The organism is Microbacterium trichothecenolyticum (genome assembly GCF_000956465.1).
Classification (GTDB): Bacteria; Actinomycetota; Actinomycetes; order Actinomycetales; family Microbacteriaceae; genus Microbacterium; species Microbacterium trichothecenolyticum.
Window position 1 is genome coordinate 153,573 of the sequence record NZ_JYJA01000032.1, and the last position, 14,218, is coordinate 167,790.

General features: G+C 67.3%; 13 protein-coding genes. 5 read left to right on the forward strand and 8 right to left on the reverse strand.

What is annotated here, in order from left to right; translation table 11 throughout:
• Positions 1-157: 157 nt before the first annotated feature.
• A complete protein-coding gene (locus RS82_RS08430) occupies positions 158-469 on the forward strand; it encodes a hypothetical protein (protein ID WP_045298238.1) in 312 nt (103 codons plus the stop codon).
• Between the two features lie 100 nt (positions 470-569).
• Here RS82_RS08430 and RS82_RS08435 read toward each other — a convergent pair whose 3' ends face one another.
• Both RS82_RS08435 and RS82_RS08440 read right to left on the reverse strand, forming a co-directional pair.
• Positions 570-1,247 carry a DUF6766 family protein gene (locus tag RS82_RS08435; protein ID WP_045298240.1) on the reverse strand — a complete coding sequence of 226 codons (678 nt, stop codon included), beginning with the start codon at positions 1,245-1,247 and terminating at the stop codon, positions 570-572.
• Positions 1,248-1,776: 529 nt separating this feature from the next.
• Positions 1,777-3,939, reverse strand: a complete 2,163-nt coding sequence (locus tag RS82_RS08440; RefSeq protein ID WP_211255891.1) for an amylo-alpha-1,6-glucosidase — start codon at positions 3,937-3,939, stop codon at positions 1,777-1,779.
• A 164-nt stretch (positions 3,940-4,103) separates the two neighbouring features.
• On the opposite strand from RS82_RS08440, the gene RS82_RS08445 reads away from it, so the two are divergent.
• Positions 4,104-5,243, forward strand: coding sequence for a glycosyltransferase family 4 protein (locus RS82_RS08445; RefSeq protein WP_045298242.1), 1,140 nt, complete (start codon positions 4,104-4,106; stop codon positions 5,241-5,243).
• 394 nt (positions 5,244-5,637) lie between these two features.
• A complete protein-coding gene (locus tag RS82_RS21790) occupies positions 5,638-5,850 on the forward strand; it encodes a DUF7455 domain-containing protein (protein WP_045298244.1) in 213 nt (70 codons plus the stop codon).
• Between the two features lie 934 nt (positions 5,851-6,784).
• On the opposite strand, the gene RS82_RS08455 is transcribed toward RS82_RS21790, so the two are convergent.
• The 5 genes from RS82_RS08455 to RS82_RS08475 form a co-directional block, all read right to left on the reverse strand.
• Positions 6,785-7,507, reverse strand: a complete 723-nt coding sequence (locus tag RS82_RS08455) for a glycosyltransferase family 2 protein (protein ID WP_045298247.1) — start codon at positions 7,505-7,507, stop codon at positions 6,785-6,787.
• Entirely contained in the window at positions 7,504-8,886 is a 1,383-nt protein-coding gene (locus tag RS82_RS08460) for a bifunctional PIG-L family deacetylase/class I SAM-dependent methyltransferase (RefSeq protein WP_052676748.1), read from the reverse strand. Before RS82_RS08460 ends, RS82_RS08455 begins: the two co-directional genes overlap by 4 nt.
• Complete coding sequence (locus tag RS82_RS08465; protein WP_045298249.1) at positions 8,883-9,893, reverse strand: acyl-CoA dehydrogenase family protein; 1,011 nt, start codon at positions 9,891-9,893, stop codon at positions 8,883-8,885. Before RS82_RS08465 ends, RS82_RS08460 begins: the two co-directional genes overlap by 4 nt.
• A gap of 294 nt (positions 9,894-10,187) precedes the next feature.
• Positions 10,188-10,676, reverse strand: coding sequence for a GNAT family N-acetyltransferase (locus RS82_RS08470; RefSeq protein WP_045298365.1), 489 nt, complete (start codon positions 10,674-10,676; stop codon positions 10,188-10,190).
• A gap of 219 nt (positions 10,677-10,895) precedes the next feature.
• Positions 10,896-12,173 carry a cytochrome P450 gene (locus tag RS82_RS08475; protein WP_245619554.1) on the reverse strand — a complete coding sequence of 426 codons (1,278 nt, stop codon included), beginning with the start codon at positions 12,171-12,173 and terminating at the stop codon, positions 10,896-10,898.
• A gap of 243 nt (positions 12,174-12,416) precedes the next feature.
• On the opposite strand from RS82_RS08475, the gene RS82_RS08480 reads away from it, so the two are divergent.
• On the forward strand, positions 12,417-12,872 hold the full coding sequence (locus RS82_RS08480) for an SRPBCC family protein (protein WP_045298251.1): 456 nt from the start codon (positions 12,417-12,419) through the stop codon (positions 12,870-12,872).
• 27 nt (positions 12,873-12,899) lie between these two features.
• On the forward strand, positions 12,900-13,628 hold the full coding sequence (locus RS82_RS08485; RefSeq protein WP_045298253.1) for a DUF72 domain-containing protein: 729 nt from the start codon (positions 12,900-12,902) through the stop codon (positions 13,626-13,628).
• Positions 13,629-13,801: 173 nt separating this feature from the next.
• Here RS82_RS08485 and RS82_RS21945 read toward each other — a convergent pair whose 3' ends face one another.
• Positions 13,802-13,927: a hypothetical protein gene (locus RS82_RS21945; protein ID WP_281176474.1), complete on the reverse strand. Its 126-nt coding sequence runs from the start codon at positions 13,925-13,927 to the stop codon at positions 13,802-13,804.
• Positions 13,928-14,218: the final 291 nt, after the last annotated feature.

A 14,218-nucleotide genomic window follows, 5' to 3' on the forward strand; every position in this document is an offset into this window, starting at 1 on the left:
TCGTCTGTGCCTGTGGGCTCATGATCGGACGTTACGCCCCGATCCTGGACGGTTCACAGCGCGGGGCGGCGCGCGCGCTCACCGCCGGGCTCCGCGAATACTCCGGGCTGCTCGCGCCAGGGCCCCCACTCGCAACCGCCGCGTGGGACGATGAGGCATGGAACAGTCATCACGCGCCCGATCGTGCGCCGTGGGAGATCTCGACGACTTCGACATCGACCACCGCGTGACGTTCGCGCGTCCTCCGAACCACGGCAGTTCACGACCTCGTGTGAGCGGTCGCCTCAAGCGCATCCGCGGCGTGGATTACCTGATCGCCAACATGCCTCGGCCAGGCATCGAACTCGTCGTCGCCTTTCCGCGACAGCTCGGCGGCGAGCTCGTGGACGTGTTCGGTCCGCTGCCCATGACATATCTGATCGAGGTAGGGCAGCTGATGCAGGACCTTCGGAAACCGTTCGCACACTGAAGGGACTCGAGTTCCATGTGGCGGAAATCAGCTGGATCTGTCTCGGTCCCACTTCCGCGCAATTTCGCGGATTTTCAGGTCTTGGCGTGAGCCGCCATCGCTATTCCGATTCCTGTGCCGACTCGTGGTGCGCCAGCCCGACCGGCTTGGACTCGCTCGAGCCGCGCTGGCGGAGGTAGATCGAAAACGCGACCATCGCGCCGACCGCGAGGAACTCAGACTGCCAGTTCTGCAGCGTCCGGTTCCAGAAGTCGGCCGACACCACGTACTCGGCCCACGTGATGGCGGGTGTCCCGTGCATGGAGTTGTCCTCGTTCATCACGACGACGCCGCCGAGGGACTGCGCGAACCACGACAGCAGGAACACGGTGCCCATCACCAGCAGCAGCGAGTTCGAGTAGATCCACTGACGCGCACCGCCCGCCCGCGCCCACGCCGGGGAGTCCGGTCGGGCATGCGCTCCGACCATCTGGCTGCGATCGTCGCCGACGCCCTCGTCGCCGGGCTTCTTCGACTCCGGCGAGCCCTTCTGCACGAACCAGATCGTGGCGAAGATGAACAGGAAGAACTGGAGAAACTCGGACTGCCAGTTCTCCGCGACATCCACCAGGAACGCGGACGACGTCACGAACTCCAGGTAGCCGATGGCTGTCTGCCCGTGACTGACGAGCTCTTCGTTGTTGGACGTGTGGCCGGCAATGGACTGGCCGACCAGGGCGACGATGAAGATCGTGAGGAACGCGAGGCTCAGCGCGTTGTCACGCAGAACGCGTCGCACGGTCAGCGTCCCGTCAGCGGGGTCAGGATCATCACGGTCAGACCGACGATGATGATCCCCATCCACACCCAGAACACCACCCGCATGCCGGTGGTGTTGTTCGTCTTGTCGCTCATGCGCTCACCCTAACCACGCCTTTCGCCGAGAGTGGAGGCCATCGCGCTCGCTCCGCGCATCGCGCTTCGGAGGTCTACGAGCCCTGCTTCCGGCGCCGGGTACGGATGTTGCCGCAACGGCGGGAGACTGCTTGAGCGTGCAGTTCAGCGCGACGGTGCGCAGGGGTGCAGATGAGGTTGCCATGCCGAGCAGATTAGGTTCGGCGCAAGACCGGCCCCAAGACCTTGACATGCCGACCAGCCAAGGACCCGTGTCTGGCGCGTAGTGCTCTGTCGGTGGGCGAGACGAGGTCGATCGTGCCGGTATCGATGCGAGCCATGCCCGCGATCCAGATACCACTCGACTCCAGTAGAGAGCACCGAGTCATAGGTCCGGGGATCGGCTCGCCGTCCGAGGCCGTGCCGGCAGCGGCCTACCGGCCTTCGGCGTCTCCTTGCAGACCGCGGAGCTCGGCCCCCGCGGCATCGGCCCTGACATCGAGTCGGGCTGGTCCGGCTGGCAGGCGATCGACGCGAATGGGGCCGATGGTCGCCGGGGTGGGTTGGACCCGAGCGATGCCGCGTGGCAGGTCGAGGTCGAGTCCGATGGCGATCCGCAGCAGCTCGAACGGGGTCGCGGCCGCCCACGCCTGCGGCGAGCACGACGCCGGATAGCTCACCGGCACTGGTTTGTCGACGCGGCTGAACCCGCAGAATAGTTCGGGGAGCCGGCCACCATGCGCCTCGAGCGCGTCGAGAAGTCCCTCGATGACGGTGGCTGCGGCATCCCGTCGTCCATATGCCGCCATCCCCGCGGCGGCGAGCGCCGTATCGTGGGGCCACACCGACCCGTTGTGGTAGCTCACCGGGTTGTACGCGCCCGCCTGGGTCGACAGCGTTCGGATGCCGAACCCAGTGAACATGTCGGGTGCTATGAGGCGGTCGATGACGGCGTCAGCGCGATGCGTCGGCACGATGCCGCTCCAGAGACAGTGTCCGGCATTCGAGGCCACAGCGTCGACCTGCCGCTTGTCGGCATCGAGCGCGAGCGCGTACGTGTTCTCCTCCGGCATCCAGAACGCCTCATCGAACTGCGTGCGCAGCACGCTCGCACGCTCGTCCCAGTCCTGGGCGGCGGTGTCGTCTCCCCACGCGCGAAGGAGGTCGGCGCCTGCTCGCATCGCCGCATAGCTGTATCCCTGCACCTCGGCCAGCGCGACGGGCGGGCGGGCGGCGACCCCAGTACGGAAAGTGATGCCGTCGGAGCTGTCCTTCCAGCCCTGGTTCAGCAGTCCGCGGTCGCTCGAGCGAAGGTATTCGACGAAGCCGTCACCGTCGCGATCGCCCCATCGGATGATCCAGTCGAGCGCTCGTTCCACGGCCGGCCGGAACTCTGCCAGGTCCTGGGCGGGGATGCCCCATCGCAGGGCTCGGCCCACGAGCATCACGAAGAGCGGGGTGGAGTCGATGGAGCCGTAGTAGACGCTGGCCCCTCCTAAGGCGAGAGACAGGTCGGCCCCGAGCCGGACCTCGTGCAGGATCCGCCCGGGCTGCTCCTCGGTCCGCGCGTCCGGCTGCAGACCCTGCAGCCGTGAGAGGGTTCGGAGCGTGCCTAGCGTGAGCCGCGGCGCGAAGGGCAGCATCATCCATCCAGTCAGGAGAGAGTCCCGACCGAAGAGCGCCATGAACCACGGCGCTCCGGCTGCCACGACGTCGTCTTCAGGATGCTTCGGATCCTGAATGCGCAGCGCTCCAAGGTCGCGCTCGCTCGTGCGCAGAGCATCGGCGAGCACGCGATTCGAGGTCACTGTGTCCGGTGTCTCGTCGCGCCAGTCCCGCATCCGCAGTGCGGGCGTCGTCTCGGCAACCGGGCGGTCCGCAGGGTAGAGGAACTCGAGATCGACTCCCTGAGCGCTGGGCACCGCCTCGATCGTCGTGCGCCATTCGTCACGCGCCGGGACGACGACTCGGAACGTGAGGGTCTGCGGACTGGAGAGGGCTCCGGGCGCCGAGATCCGGATGCCGCGCTGCGAACCTGGCCGGTCCAGCCAGTAGACGAGGTCACCGCCGACGTGGTGGTGGCCGACAGGCGGCACGTGCGCGAGCCTGTGCTCCTTGACCAGAAAAAGATCGACGAAGTCGGCTTCGGCAGTCAGCGTCAGATCTACGCCCGCAGGCTCAGCGCCATAGTTTCGCAGGCGAATGTCCTCGCGCATACCTTGACCGACCATGCGGTGCCGCTCGACGATGACCGTTCCCTCGGCATGGCCGGCGCGCGGCGCGGCGCGGCCGACGAACACCGTTTCGTAGGGCTCCGCCGACACCACGCCGAGCGGCTCGATCGGCATCCCGTCCAGTCGCAGCTGCCAGCGCGACAAGACGCGCGTGTCCTGAACGAACAGTCCGTCGGGGCGGAGCGGATCGATATCGCCGTCGTGACCCGACACGCAGAACGTCGAACCCTCGACGAGAGTCACCGTCGACTGAACGAGCATGACTCGCCCGACTCCGTCGCGTCGGGGATCACCCTGCATCGACTCGGTGCCGAAGCGCTCGCGCTCCTCACGCGTGTCGTTCGACGGCATACTCGTTGACACGGCATCCTTTCGGATTGCGAAGCGATCATTGTACGCTCCGCTGTCCGGTCCGTAAACGACACCCGCTGCGACGTCGGCTCCTCTACCATCCAGAGTGCGGATCCCACCCGAATCCGAACCGCGCAGGTCACCCTCGCCGACCTCGACCCACGAGGAGGTGTCTGATGTCCACGACCGCGACTGCCACGGCGGACCGTCCGTCGATCCCCAACCATCCCGCGCTCCGGATCGGCATGATCGCACCGCCTTGGTTCGCAGTTCCCCCCGAAGGCTACGGCGGAACTGAAGCTGTCGTTGCAAGCCTCGTAGATCAGCTCGTGGAGCACGGACACGAGGTGAACCTCATCGCCGCGGGTCTGCCCGGAACCCGGGCCACACGGCATATCTCGACCTACCTGCAGCCTCCGTCAGAGCAGCTGGGCGCGACGCCGATGCCCGAGGTCATCCACGCGGCCGAAGCCGCCGCGGCGATCGAGGGTCTCGATCTCGATCTGGTTCACGACCACTCCCTCGCGGGGCCGCTGCTCGCGCGCGGCCGCCACATCCCGACTCTCGCGACGATCCACGGCCCTGCGACGGGGGACAACGGCGACTACTTCGCCCGTCTGGGTCGCACGGTCGACCTCGTGTCGATCTCGCGCGCCCAGCGTGCCAAAGGTCCGCGCTTGAACTGGGTCGGCACGGTCTACAACGCGATCGACCTGAGCACCTTCCCGTTTCGCAACACGAAAGAGCGCGATGTGCTGTGGGTCGGACGCTTCTGCCCAGAGAAGGGTGCTCATGTCGCGATCGATGCCGCACGGCGCGCGGGGCGCCGAATCGTCCTCGCCGGCAAGCTCAATGAGCCAGCCGAGCAGGAGTACTTCGACGATGCGGTCCGTCCGCTGTTGGGGCCCGACGCGGAATACATCGGAGAGGCGGACGCCGCGCTCAAGCGCGAGCTCTACGCGAAGTCGTCGTGCTTGGTCTTTCCCATCTCGTGGGACGAGCCGTTCGGCATGGTGATGGTAGAGGCGATGGCCTGCGGCACACCCGTCGTCGCGACTCGACGCGGATCCGTACCAGAGATCATCGACGATGGCCGCACCGGGATCATCGTCGACGCAGCCGATGGCCTTGCAGCGGCGATCGCCCGCGCCGACGAGCTAGACCCCGGTGCATGCCGCGAGCGCGTAGCGACGCACTTCGACCTGCCTGTGATGGCCGCCGCGTACGAACGCGTCTACCGTCAGGTGCTGGAATCCAGCAGCCCGTCGCGCAGGTCCGACACCCTACGGCGTCACCGAGGTGCCGAATGGGCCTAGGCCCTTACTTCACGCATGACGCCACACGGTACGCCGCTTCTTGCCTGATCGCTGCCGATTTACACAATGGTGCCTGCGTGCATTGCCATCTTCATGGGTGCTTCGTCGCGCTGTTCTTCTCCGAGGGTGTCGGTGCGGCGTCACTCGCGTTGTGGATGACGGGAAGTGGTGGATGGCGATCGAATGTCCGTCGGGCCGGCTCGCTCTATGATCTGCCGCTCGTTCTCAGCGAGAAGCGGACCCCGGACTGGCTACCGAAGGTGCGCCCGACGCAACCCGCGCGTTGGCCGGGGCGTACCCATCCGTTCGGGGTATCAGCTCCGAACAGGAGATGTCAGCGCACGACCTCATACGCGGGTCATCTCCACGCCCCGAACCAAAGGAGCGCTCCATCATGGTTCCCAACGCAGACGCCCCCATCGAACACGTCCCCTCACGCCTCACGTCGCAGGATCGCTGCGATGCGTGTGGCGCGCAGGCATACATTGCCGCGACCGTGAACGGCTCGGAGCTTCTGTACTGCGCGCATCACGGACGACGGTTCGCCCCACGGCTTCGGCCCCTCGCGAGCAGGTGGACTGACGAGACGCAACGCCTCGGCACGTGAGCGTCGGTCTCGGGCGAACCGACGCCTGGCAGATCCGATTCCCCAACTCAACCCGCTCCGACGCCGGGGCTTCGTACTCGACTTCAGCGCCCTGTCGACCTGCCCGAGCGCGCAACGCAGCGGGCGGGGTATACAGGCGATGCGATCGCATGAAGCTCGAGCCCGCCCAATGTCAAACTCGTCAGCACGCAAATCCACCGGCTTGAGCGCCGGTTGTGCGGAACTCCGATCGATTGAATGATGAATCGATGGGGCATCGAGGCCGTACTTCGCCGAGCAGTCGCCGCGGTGAGCTCCTCGCGGCGGCTCGTGCCGAGGCTGACAAGCGCCGGCCATCGGACCTGCTCGAGCAGTGGGCGGCGGATTCGACAGTGCGTCCGAGTCCCGTCGACCTTCGCACGAGCGTGGCGTACGACGTGCTGGCGCTCGAGGCTGCGACCGGATACGAGGCATTGCGGCGGCGGCGCCACCACGGAGGCGAGTGGGTTCGGTCGATCGGTTCGGGATCGACGACCGGGACTCCAGCGGGGACGTTCTCAGCGACCGACCCTGCGTCTGCCTCATGCTCGGCGGCTGCCGCGCTGACGAGCTCCGGGAAAGATGTCGACGCCCCGCGCGAACCCTCGAGGGGCTCAGGGACCGGGACGCGTTCCGAGACAGGGGCTTGGCGCGCTGCGCTGGTATCGAGGACGGGGGCTCGCTCTCGACGGTGGGCGGCCTCCAGTTCAAGAAGTCGAGCCTGAGCCGCAGGATCGCCCACGATGTCCGCATTCGGTCCGTAAGCGCGTCCTCGCAGGCGCTGCAACTCCTCCCATTGCTCGGAGTCGGCCGACCCTCGCGGCGCGTCCATGCCCTGACTATCCGCCCGGGCACGACAACCGGAAAGGGAGTACCCGGGCGGAGGATGAGGAGTCGCCTTCGTGCTTCGTCGGTTTCACAGCGGGTCCGTCGCCCCGGCGGCAAGGTCGGAGACTTGGCGACGCAAGAACCCCGCGTAGCCACCGGCGGTGCGTCCGATGAGGCGGCCCGAGGTGATGACCTCGGCGTCGTCGCTGGCCGCGACGACAGCGCCGTTGCTCCGGCATCGGGCGATCAGGTCGACGTCCTCGTGTTCGCCGATCGGCGCGAATCCGCCTGCGGCAAGGTAAGTGGTCGCTCTGATGCCCAGGTTGGCGCCGTGGATGTTGCCGTTGGGTCGGCCTCGGACATGCGTGCGCAGCCAGAGCGCCTGCTGAGCGGCTGACAAGTCATCGAAGTCCGGCCGCACCGTGCCCGCGCACACGTCTGCGACGCGGGAGATCGCGCGGAAGTTGGTGAGCCATCCCGCCGGGACCCGGGAGTCCGCGTCCGTGTTCGCAACCCAGATGCGACCGACGGGCACATCGGCAAGCGCATCGATGGCGTGGGAGATACCCAGCGTGCGCGCCGCTCCGACACGCTCCGCGGTCGAGGTGAGCGTCGGGAAGCCGAACCGGGATGCGACCTCAGCGGACGCATCCGTGCACGCGTCGAGCACGACGCGCACCTCCGAGCGGATGCCCGCACGCGACGCCGTCTCGACGGCCACCGTCAGGGCCGACAGCGCCGCGCCGAGCAGCAGTTCCTCGTCCCGGACGGGCATGACGACGACCATGACGTCGGTCTGCTCGCGCCTCATACGAGCCCGTCCATTTCTGCGACGGATCGCGCAGGGCGACGCGCAAACACTTCGAGCACGAAGTCCCTCTCGACGTGCAGGCTGGCGGTCTCCCACCCTGGAACGGATCGGAGAGCCTCGTGCACCTCGTCGCCGGTCTGCGGATACTCCGCGACCGTGTGACGCCAATGGCAGGCGACGACGTGGCCGTGGTCGGCGAGCGAGGCCTCGATCAGGAGAAGCGTGTGCTGCAGGTCGGCCGGAGACAGGTAGTACCCGACTTCAGAGAAGATGATGGTGTCGAATCGGCCGGATGGCCAGTCCTCGGGGATGCGACCCTGCCGGACCGATACCCGCGTCTCGGCGGCGAGGCGGTCGCGGGCTGCTTCCACAGCGGCGGTCGCAGCATCCATCGCGATCACTTCGCGCGCGCGTGCGGCCAGCTGGGCGGTGAGCAGCCCCGTCGCGCAGCCGATCTCGAACACGTCGCCCAGCTCGGGCGCGGGCAACGCCGCAAGCAGGAGTGCGCGCTTGCGCTGCTCGTACCACCGCGACTCGAATCCCCACGGGTCGTCGCCGTTGCGACGGTAGAACTCTTCGAACCAGTCGGCATCCAGGCTGTCCGCCTGCGCGTCTTCCGGTTCTGCAGCGAGAAAGACCTCGATGTCGCGGTGGAAGTGGTCTTGCATGCCCAGGTGCAGCAGCACCTCGTCCCCCGGCTGTTCCGAGAGCGGCGAGATCTGGCTGACATGGCAGGCGAGGGCGTCCCGCTTGGCGTGCAGTTCGTCGTCTGCGAGCGGGAGGACGACGACGCGGTCCCACGGCAGGTCATCGACCGTCCCCCAGTGCCACGCCCACACCGGGTACTCGAGGGAGGTGAATCGTCGGTGGAGGGCGATGGTGCTCGTGACTTCCGCGATGATGCGGTGGTCGCGGTGCCGGTCCTGGGACCAGGGCGCGACGACGAGCACACGTCTCGGGTTGGCCGTGCGGTGGATGTCGAAGATCGCGCCGAGTCGCTCCCGCAGGTGCCCCTTGCGTTCGTTGAGGAGTCCGTCGGGAAGGCCGAGGAAGTGCACCTCGGCGTCCGGTGCGAGGATCGCGATGGCCTGGGTGACTTCGTTGCGGCGCAGCCGGGCGAGCGTGTCGCGGTCGTGCGTCGGAGAGTCAGGGTGGGAGGCTTCGCCATCGGTGGCGATCACGACCACCACACGGGCCCCGATACGAGCAGCCCGGTGAAGCAGCCCACCGGCGCCGAGGGTCTCATCGTCGGGGTGCGCCGCGACGACGACGAGCACCTCGAATTGGACGTCCAGCGGCCGGAGCGAGCGCCGGGCGAACTCGTCGTGCCACACCGACTCCGGCGTACCGGCATCGAGGTGACTGAATGCGGCACTCATCCGGACGTCTCGCTTTCGACCGCAAGCCGGCCGAGCCGGGCAGCGTCGCGGAGACCGTGGTGCTGTCGCAGATAGAGGTGAAGATCGGCGACTCGGCGTGCGTACGACAAGTCCGTGACGAGCGGGCCAGGACCGAGGGCCGCGTCCGCTTCGGCCAGTGTCGTGGTCGCGGCATCGGCCGTCACGGCACGCACACGCTCGGCGAGCAGCCTCGAGTCGAGGTTCGCCTGCTTGTCCACAAGATGGGCGGCCTCGCGCAACGCTGCGCGCGCCGCCCAGAGCGCAGCATCCGCTCGACCGAAGTGCACGAACGCGAGCTGATCGGCGCGCTCCGAAGCCGCCGACGCGAGGAGCGCGTCTCGAACCCCGAGCGCGCCACCCCACCAGCAGGCAGCGACCGACATGGCGCCCCAGGCGAACCCCGGACGTGAGAGATACCACCCGACCTCACCGACCGGGACAGCCGGCGCGCTGTCGAAATCGACAGGGGCACTGACGATATCGGCGAGGCCCCGTGCGACCCACGGTCCGTCATGCGGGCGCACCCCTGGTTCATCCAAAGCGACCGCGAAGAGCCGGCGCTGGTCGCCGACGAAGGCCGTCACCAGGGCGTGGGAAAGATGGGCAGCGAGAGAGCACCACGGTTTCCTGCCGGAGAGGGTCCAGCCTGAAGCGCTCTGGTGCGCGTCCACCCGCAGACCCGGCCCTTCCGCCGCGAAGACGCCCCACGACGAGTCCTCGTCGACCCCGATCGCTGACAGATTCCACGGATCGGCGCCGGATGCGAGGTTCGTGCCCGCCTGCTCGAGGATGCCGAGTGCATCCAGATGCGGCTCGAGCACACGCGCAGCGGCGACATCGCGGTACGCGGTCGCGGCGAGACTATCCCACAGCTCCACCGTGTCGCCGGTGCCGACGGTGGGGAGCGAGTTCCCAATGGCGACGGACCATCCGATGGTGGCGGGAATGTCGTGGCCGAGCGACACCCCCGACTCGGCATCGGCCATAGCGCCAGTGGAGGCAGGCTCGCCCGGGATTCCAGGAGAAAGCAGTGAAGGCTGCTGCGTCCGTCGGGCACTCGTGATCATGATCCGACCTCCAGCGGGCGAGGGGCTGAGGCCCGTCTTGTCACTCGTGCCACGCGGGTTCCTCCCGATCATCGATGACGCTCTGCTCTCGGGCGAGCGTAGGTGGCCATCACGGCGGCGTCGCCGGCCTTGACACCGAGGGGCGCTGCATGCCAGGTTTATCGACCGCGGGGGACCGGGGAACCGCCCTGCGGATCGGCCGGGAAAGGGGGCCTAAGCCCCCGACGAGCCGGGGGAGGGGTCGTTGCGCAGCTGCTTGCGGAGGAAGATCTGAGCCGTACCGTCGCCCTGGTCGACCCGCTCCGTTTCGCGATACCCCCGCCGGGTGTAGAGCCGCACGTTGGCGTCGCTGTGCGAACCGGTGAAGAGCTCTGCCTCGCGGCATCCGACCGACCAGCCGCGCTCTTCGACCGCGTCGAGCAGCATCCCGCCGATTCCTTCGCCCTGCTGGTCGGGAGCGATCGCAATCCGCCCGATCAGCAGGAGGTCGCCGTCCGCGACAGCCCGAATGGCGCCGACGATCCGCTGTCGCCTTCCCGCCACGAATCCGAGGTTGTCAGCGAGCTCCGCTTCGAGTTCCTCGAGTGTCTGGGTGAGTGCGGGCATGTCAGGGTCGCGGTAGATCAGCGCCTCCTGGACGAACGCTGCTCGCTGCACGGTGAGCACTTCGCCCGCGTCGTCGGGGTGAATGGGACGGACCATCACCTCGTCCACGTCTCGGACCGGTTTCCCGGATCCCGCATTGCTCCGCAACGCGTCAGGAGCGTCAGTCATGATGACCGCCTTCCATACTCCGGCCACGGGCTGCACGGCATCTCCGACGGCCCGACGCGGAAGCACCATCGAAGCACGCTGGGGAAGGTTGTGGGCGGTGCTTGACAAACGGCGAGGCGGGCGACGCCGGCGGCATGACGTTCCAGGCTAGTGAAAGGGACACCGCGACGCTGACGGCGCTGCACGGACGAGCCCTCCGGACCGCGGCTTGGTGGGCAGGCGTCGACGGTTCACACCCAGTCCGACTCCCGAGATCGAGATACGAGGGTCGCTGAGCGTTGCGATGGCGGTGGAGAGTCCGACGATCGCGAGCTTCTCGCCTGGGCACCGATGGCCGGTGCGGACCTCGGCTCCGCCGTGCGGAATGAACGCGGGGAGCGCTTCGTAATCGTCGACGCCATCGAATCGCTCCGGATCGAATCGCTCCGCGCTCTCCCAAGACCGGTCATCCAGGTTCGTGCCGAGGATGTCCAGGACCACTCGGTCGCCCTTGGATAGCGTGACACCGTCCAGCTCGACGGGCTGCAGAGTCGAGCCGGGCAGCATCGGCACGAACGGTGCGGTGCGGCGCACCTCTTGCGCGAACATCGTGGCGGTCGGTCCCCCTTGCAATCGAGCTCGCTCGGACACCTCGGCCGCGATGCGCTCGCTCCACGCAGGGCGATCGTGCAGCTCCTTCGCCGCGAACGCCACGAACCTCGCAACGGCGATCATCGGTCGCATGGTGTTCTGCAGTTCCACCCCCGCGACGCGCGGCGGCAAGAGGTCGCCGTTCTCGTCGCGATGCCACGCCCACAGGAACAGAGCCGTCTCTGCCCCAGGCGTAAGATCCCCCGCTCGCGTGGCCTCGACCAACTGCTGAGCGTGTCGATCCGACCACCAGCGGTTCACCATCGCCCTCGGAAACGCCGGCGAGTACGGCGCTCCGAATCCGTCGACGATCTGGGCGAGCCGTCGCGCCCACCGGGTCTGCGCATCCCGCGTTCCCGGCAGTGCCGCCCACCGCATGATGGCTCGTCCGAAGGCGCCCACCGCAGCGTCGTATGCGCTGCGTCGTCCCCCTTCGAGCCAGTCGCCGAGCTCGCCCTCCCACTCGTGCTCGAGCAACGGCGCGAGGCGTTCCACCTGCTCGTCCTCGTATGCGGCCTCGACGAACGTGCTCTTGCGGTGGAAGTGCGCCTCGCCATCGAGACTGTGCACGGAACCGTTGCCGAACAGCGTCTCCTGCACGATGGCCGGCATGGCGCCGTGGCGTGCGATCCGGTTCTGGTCGTAGAAGAGGTTCACCCCCTCCACCCCACGGACGAGCATCGCGTCCCCACCCAGCAGTCGCATGGGTGCGGCGCGCGCTCCACGCGCGACGCGACGCCAGACGTGAGCGCCGAAGCCGTAGCCGCGAAGAAGGACACCGGCCGCGTCATCCACCAGCCTCCCTTGCGTTTCGGCACGTGGCCGGCCTTCGGTGCGCGGGCTGTCGGACTGCGGTTCGGGCTCGGAGATTGCCATGCTTCACCCTCGCAACCGCCACCCAAAATGTGCAGGGGGAAGCGGTAGAGACGCGAGTGTGATAGCTGTCGCTCCACGACGTCCTTGTCAACCCCTGAGCACGGCCGAGCACGGTCCTGCCTAATAGGAGAACAGGATCCGACATCCAGCGAGGAGTACCCCATGGTGCAGATCATCGAGACGATCGACGTGGACGTTCCCGTCCGCACCGCCTATGACCAGTGGACCCAGTTCGAGACCTTCCCGAAGTTCCTCGACGAGGTCGAATCGATCACACAGACCAATGACACTCTGACCCACTGGACAGTGAAGGTGGGCGGCTTCACGCGCGAGTTCGATGCAGAGATCACGGAGCAGCACCCGGATGAGCGGGTCGCATGGACCAGCAAGGGCGGAGACACCGAACACGCCGGAGTGGTCACATTCCACAAGCTCACGGACACCACCAGTCGTGTCACCGTGCAGCTGGACTGGGCGCCCGAGGGCCTGGTCGAGAAACTGGGCGCCCTGGTGGGCGCGGGGGGCCATGCGGTGAAGAAGGATCTGAAGAACTTCAAGGAATTCATCGAGGCGCAGGGCAGCGCGAGCGGTGCGTGGCGCGGCGACGTCGACGCTTAGGCGACGACGCCCTTCAGCGGGCGTGCGATGACCATCCGGATCGGGACGTCCGGCTGGAGTTACGACCACTGGGAGGGCGTGCTCTATCCGGTCGGTCTTGCTTCCGGAGCGCGGCTCTCCACGTACGCGTCCGCGTTCGACACCGTGGAGCTCAACGCGAGTTTCTACCGCTGGCCGCCAGTCGGCGGCTTCCGCAGCTGGCGGCAACGGCTTCCTGACGGTTTCGCGATGTCGGTCAAGGCGCCCCGCGGCCTCACCCACGCGAAGAAGCTCTATTCCCCCGAGGTGTGGGTGCAGCGGATGTCGGAGGGCTGGCATGAGCTCGGCGACAAGCGGGCTGTGGTGCTGGTCCAGCTGCCGCCGACGCTGCCGCGCGACGACGCACGGTTGCGCCACTTCCTCGAACGAGTGCCCGACTGGATGCGGATCGCGGTGGAGCTGCGTCATCCGACCTGGGAGGTGGAGGAAGTGTTCCGGCTGCTCGAGGATCACGGCGCCGCGTACTGCGTGATGAGCGGTGCGGGCCTGTCGTGCATCCTGCGGGCGACGGCCGACTTCGTCTACATCCGGCTGCACGGCCCGCACCATGACCATCTCTACCGTGGCTATTACTCCGACCAGGATCTGCAGTGGTGGGCGGAGCGCATCCGCGAATGGGATCGTTCGGGTCGGGACGTGTTCGCTTACTTCAACAACGACGGAGAGGGTAACGCCGTCCGCAACGCCCTCACCCTCAAACGCTTGCTCGGCGTCTAGAGGTCCGGGTTAGACGCTCGCGGGCCTATGAGGGAAGGCGAGGGATGGAGACCAGCCAGGTGGTGCCGGAGCTTAGGATCGGGCAATGCTCGTATCGCGAATGATCGATGCGAAGTTGACCACCGACTGGAGTCGGAAGTGCCGCCCGGCGAGGCGAATGCTGGGTTGGAGAATCACCAATCTTCGATCACCCCGGCATCGATCATCTCGGCGCGCAGTGCGTCCTCGAAGTCGTCGGCTTGATCACGCAGTTCGTCCTGGTCGAAGCCGTATCGGACGATGGGTCTGATCGTTCTCATCTTCTTGTGCCTCCACGCTGATCCAGCGAATAGATTCTGCTTCTGCGCGTGAGACCGACGATGGGGCTTGACAGCGGCCGGCCCTTCCGCCCCGAGCGCATCGCGTCACGCTCGGCCGTCACGCTGCCCCGGCGACGATGCGATCACCGACACGAAGGCGACCGCCGCCGTCACAGTCGATGACGAGTCCCGCGTTGGAGTTGGCCGCCAGCGCGAGCATCCCCTTCGGCGCGATATTCGTCGGCCTCGCCTTCTGGTCCTGACACCGACTCGAGGGCGCCGCCTTCTTTC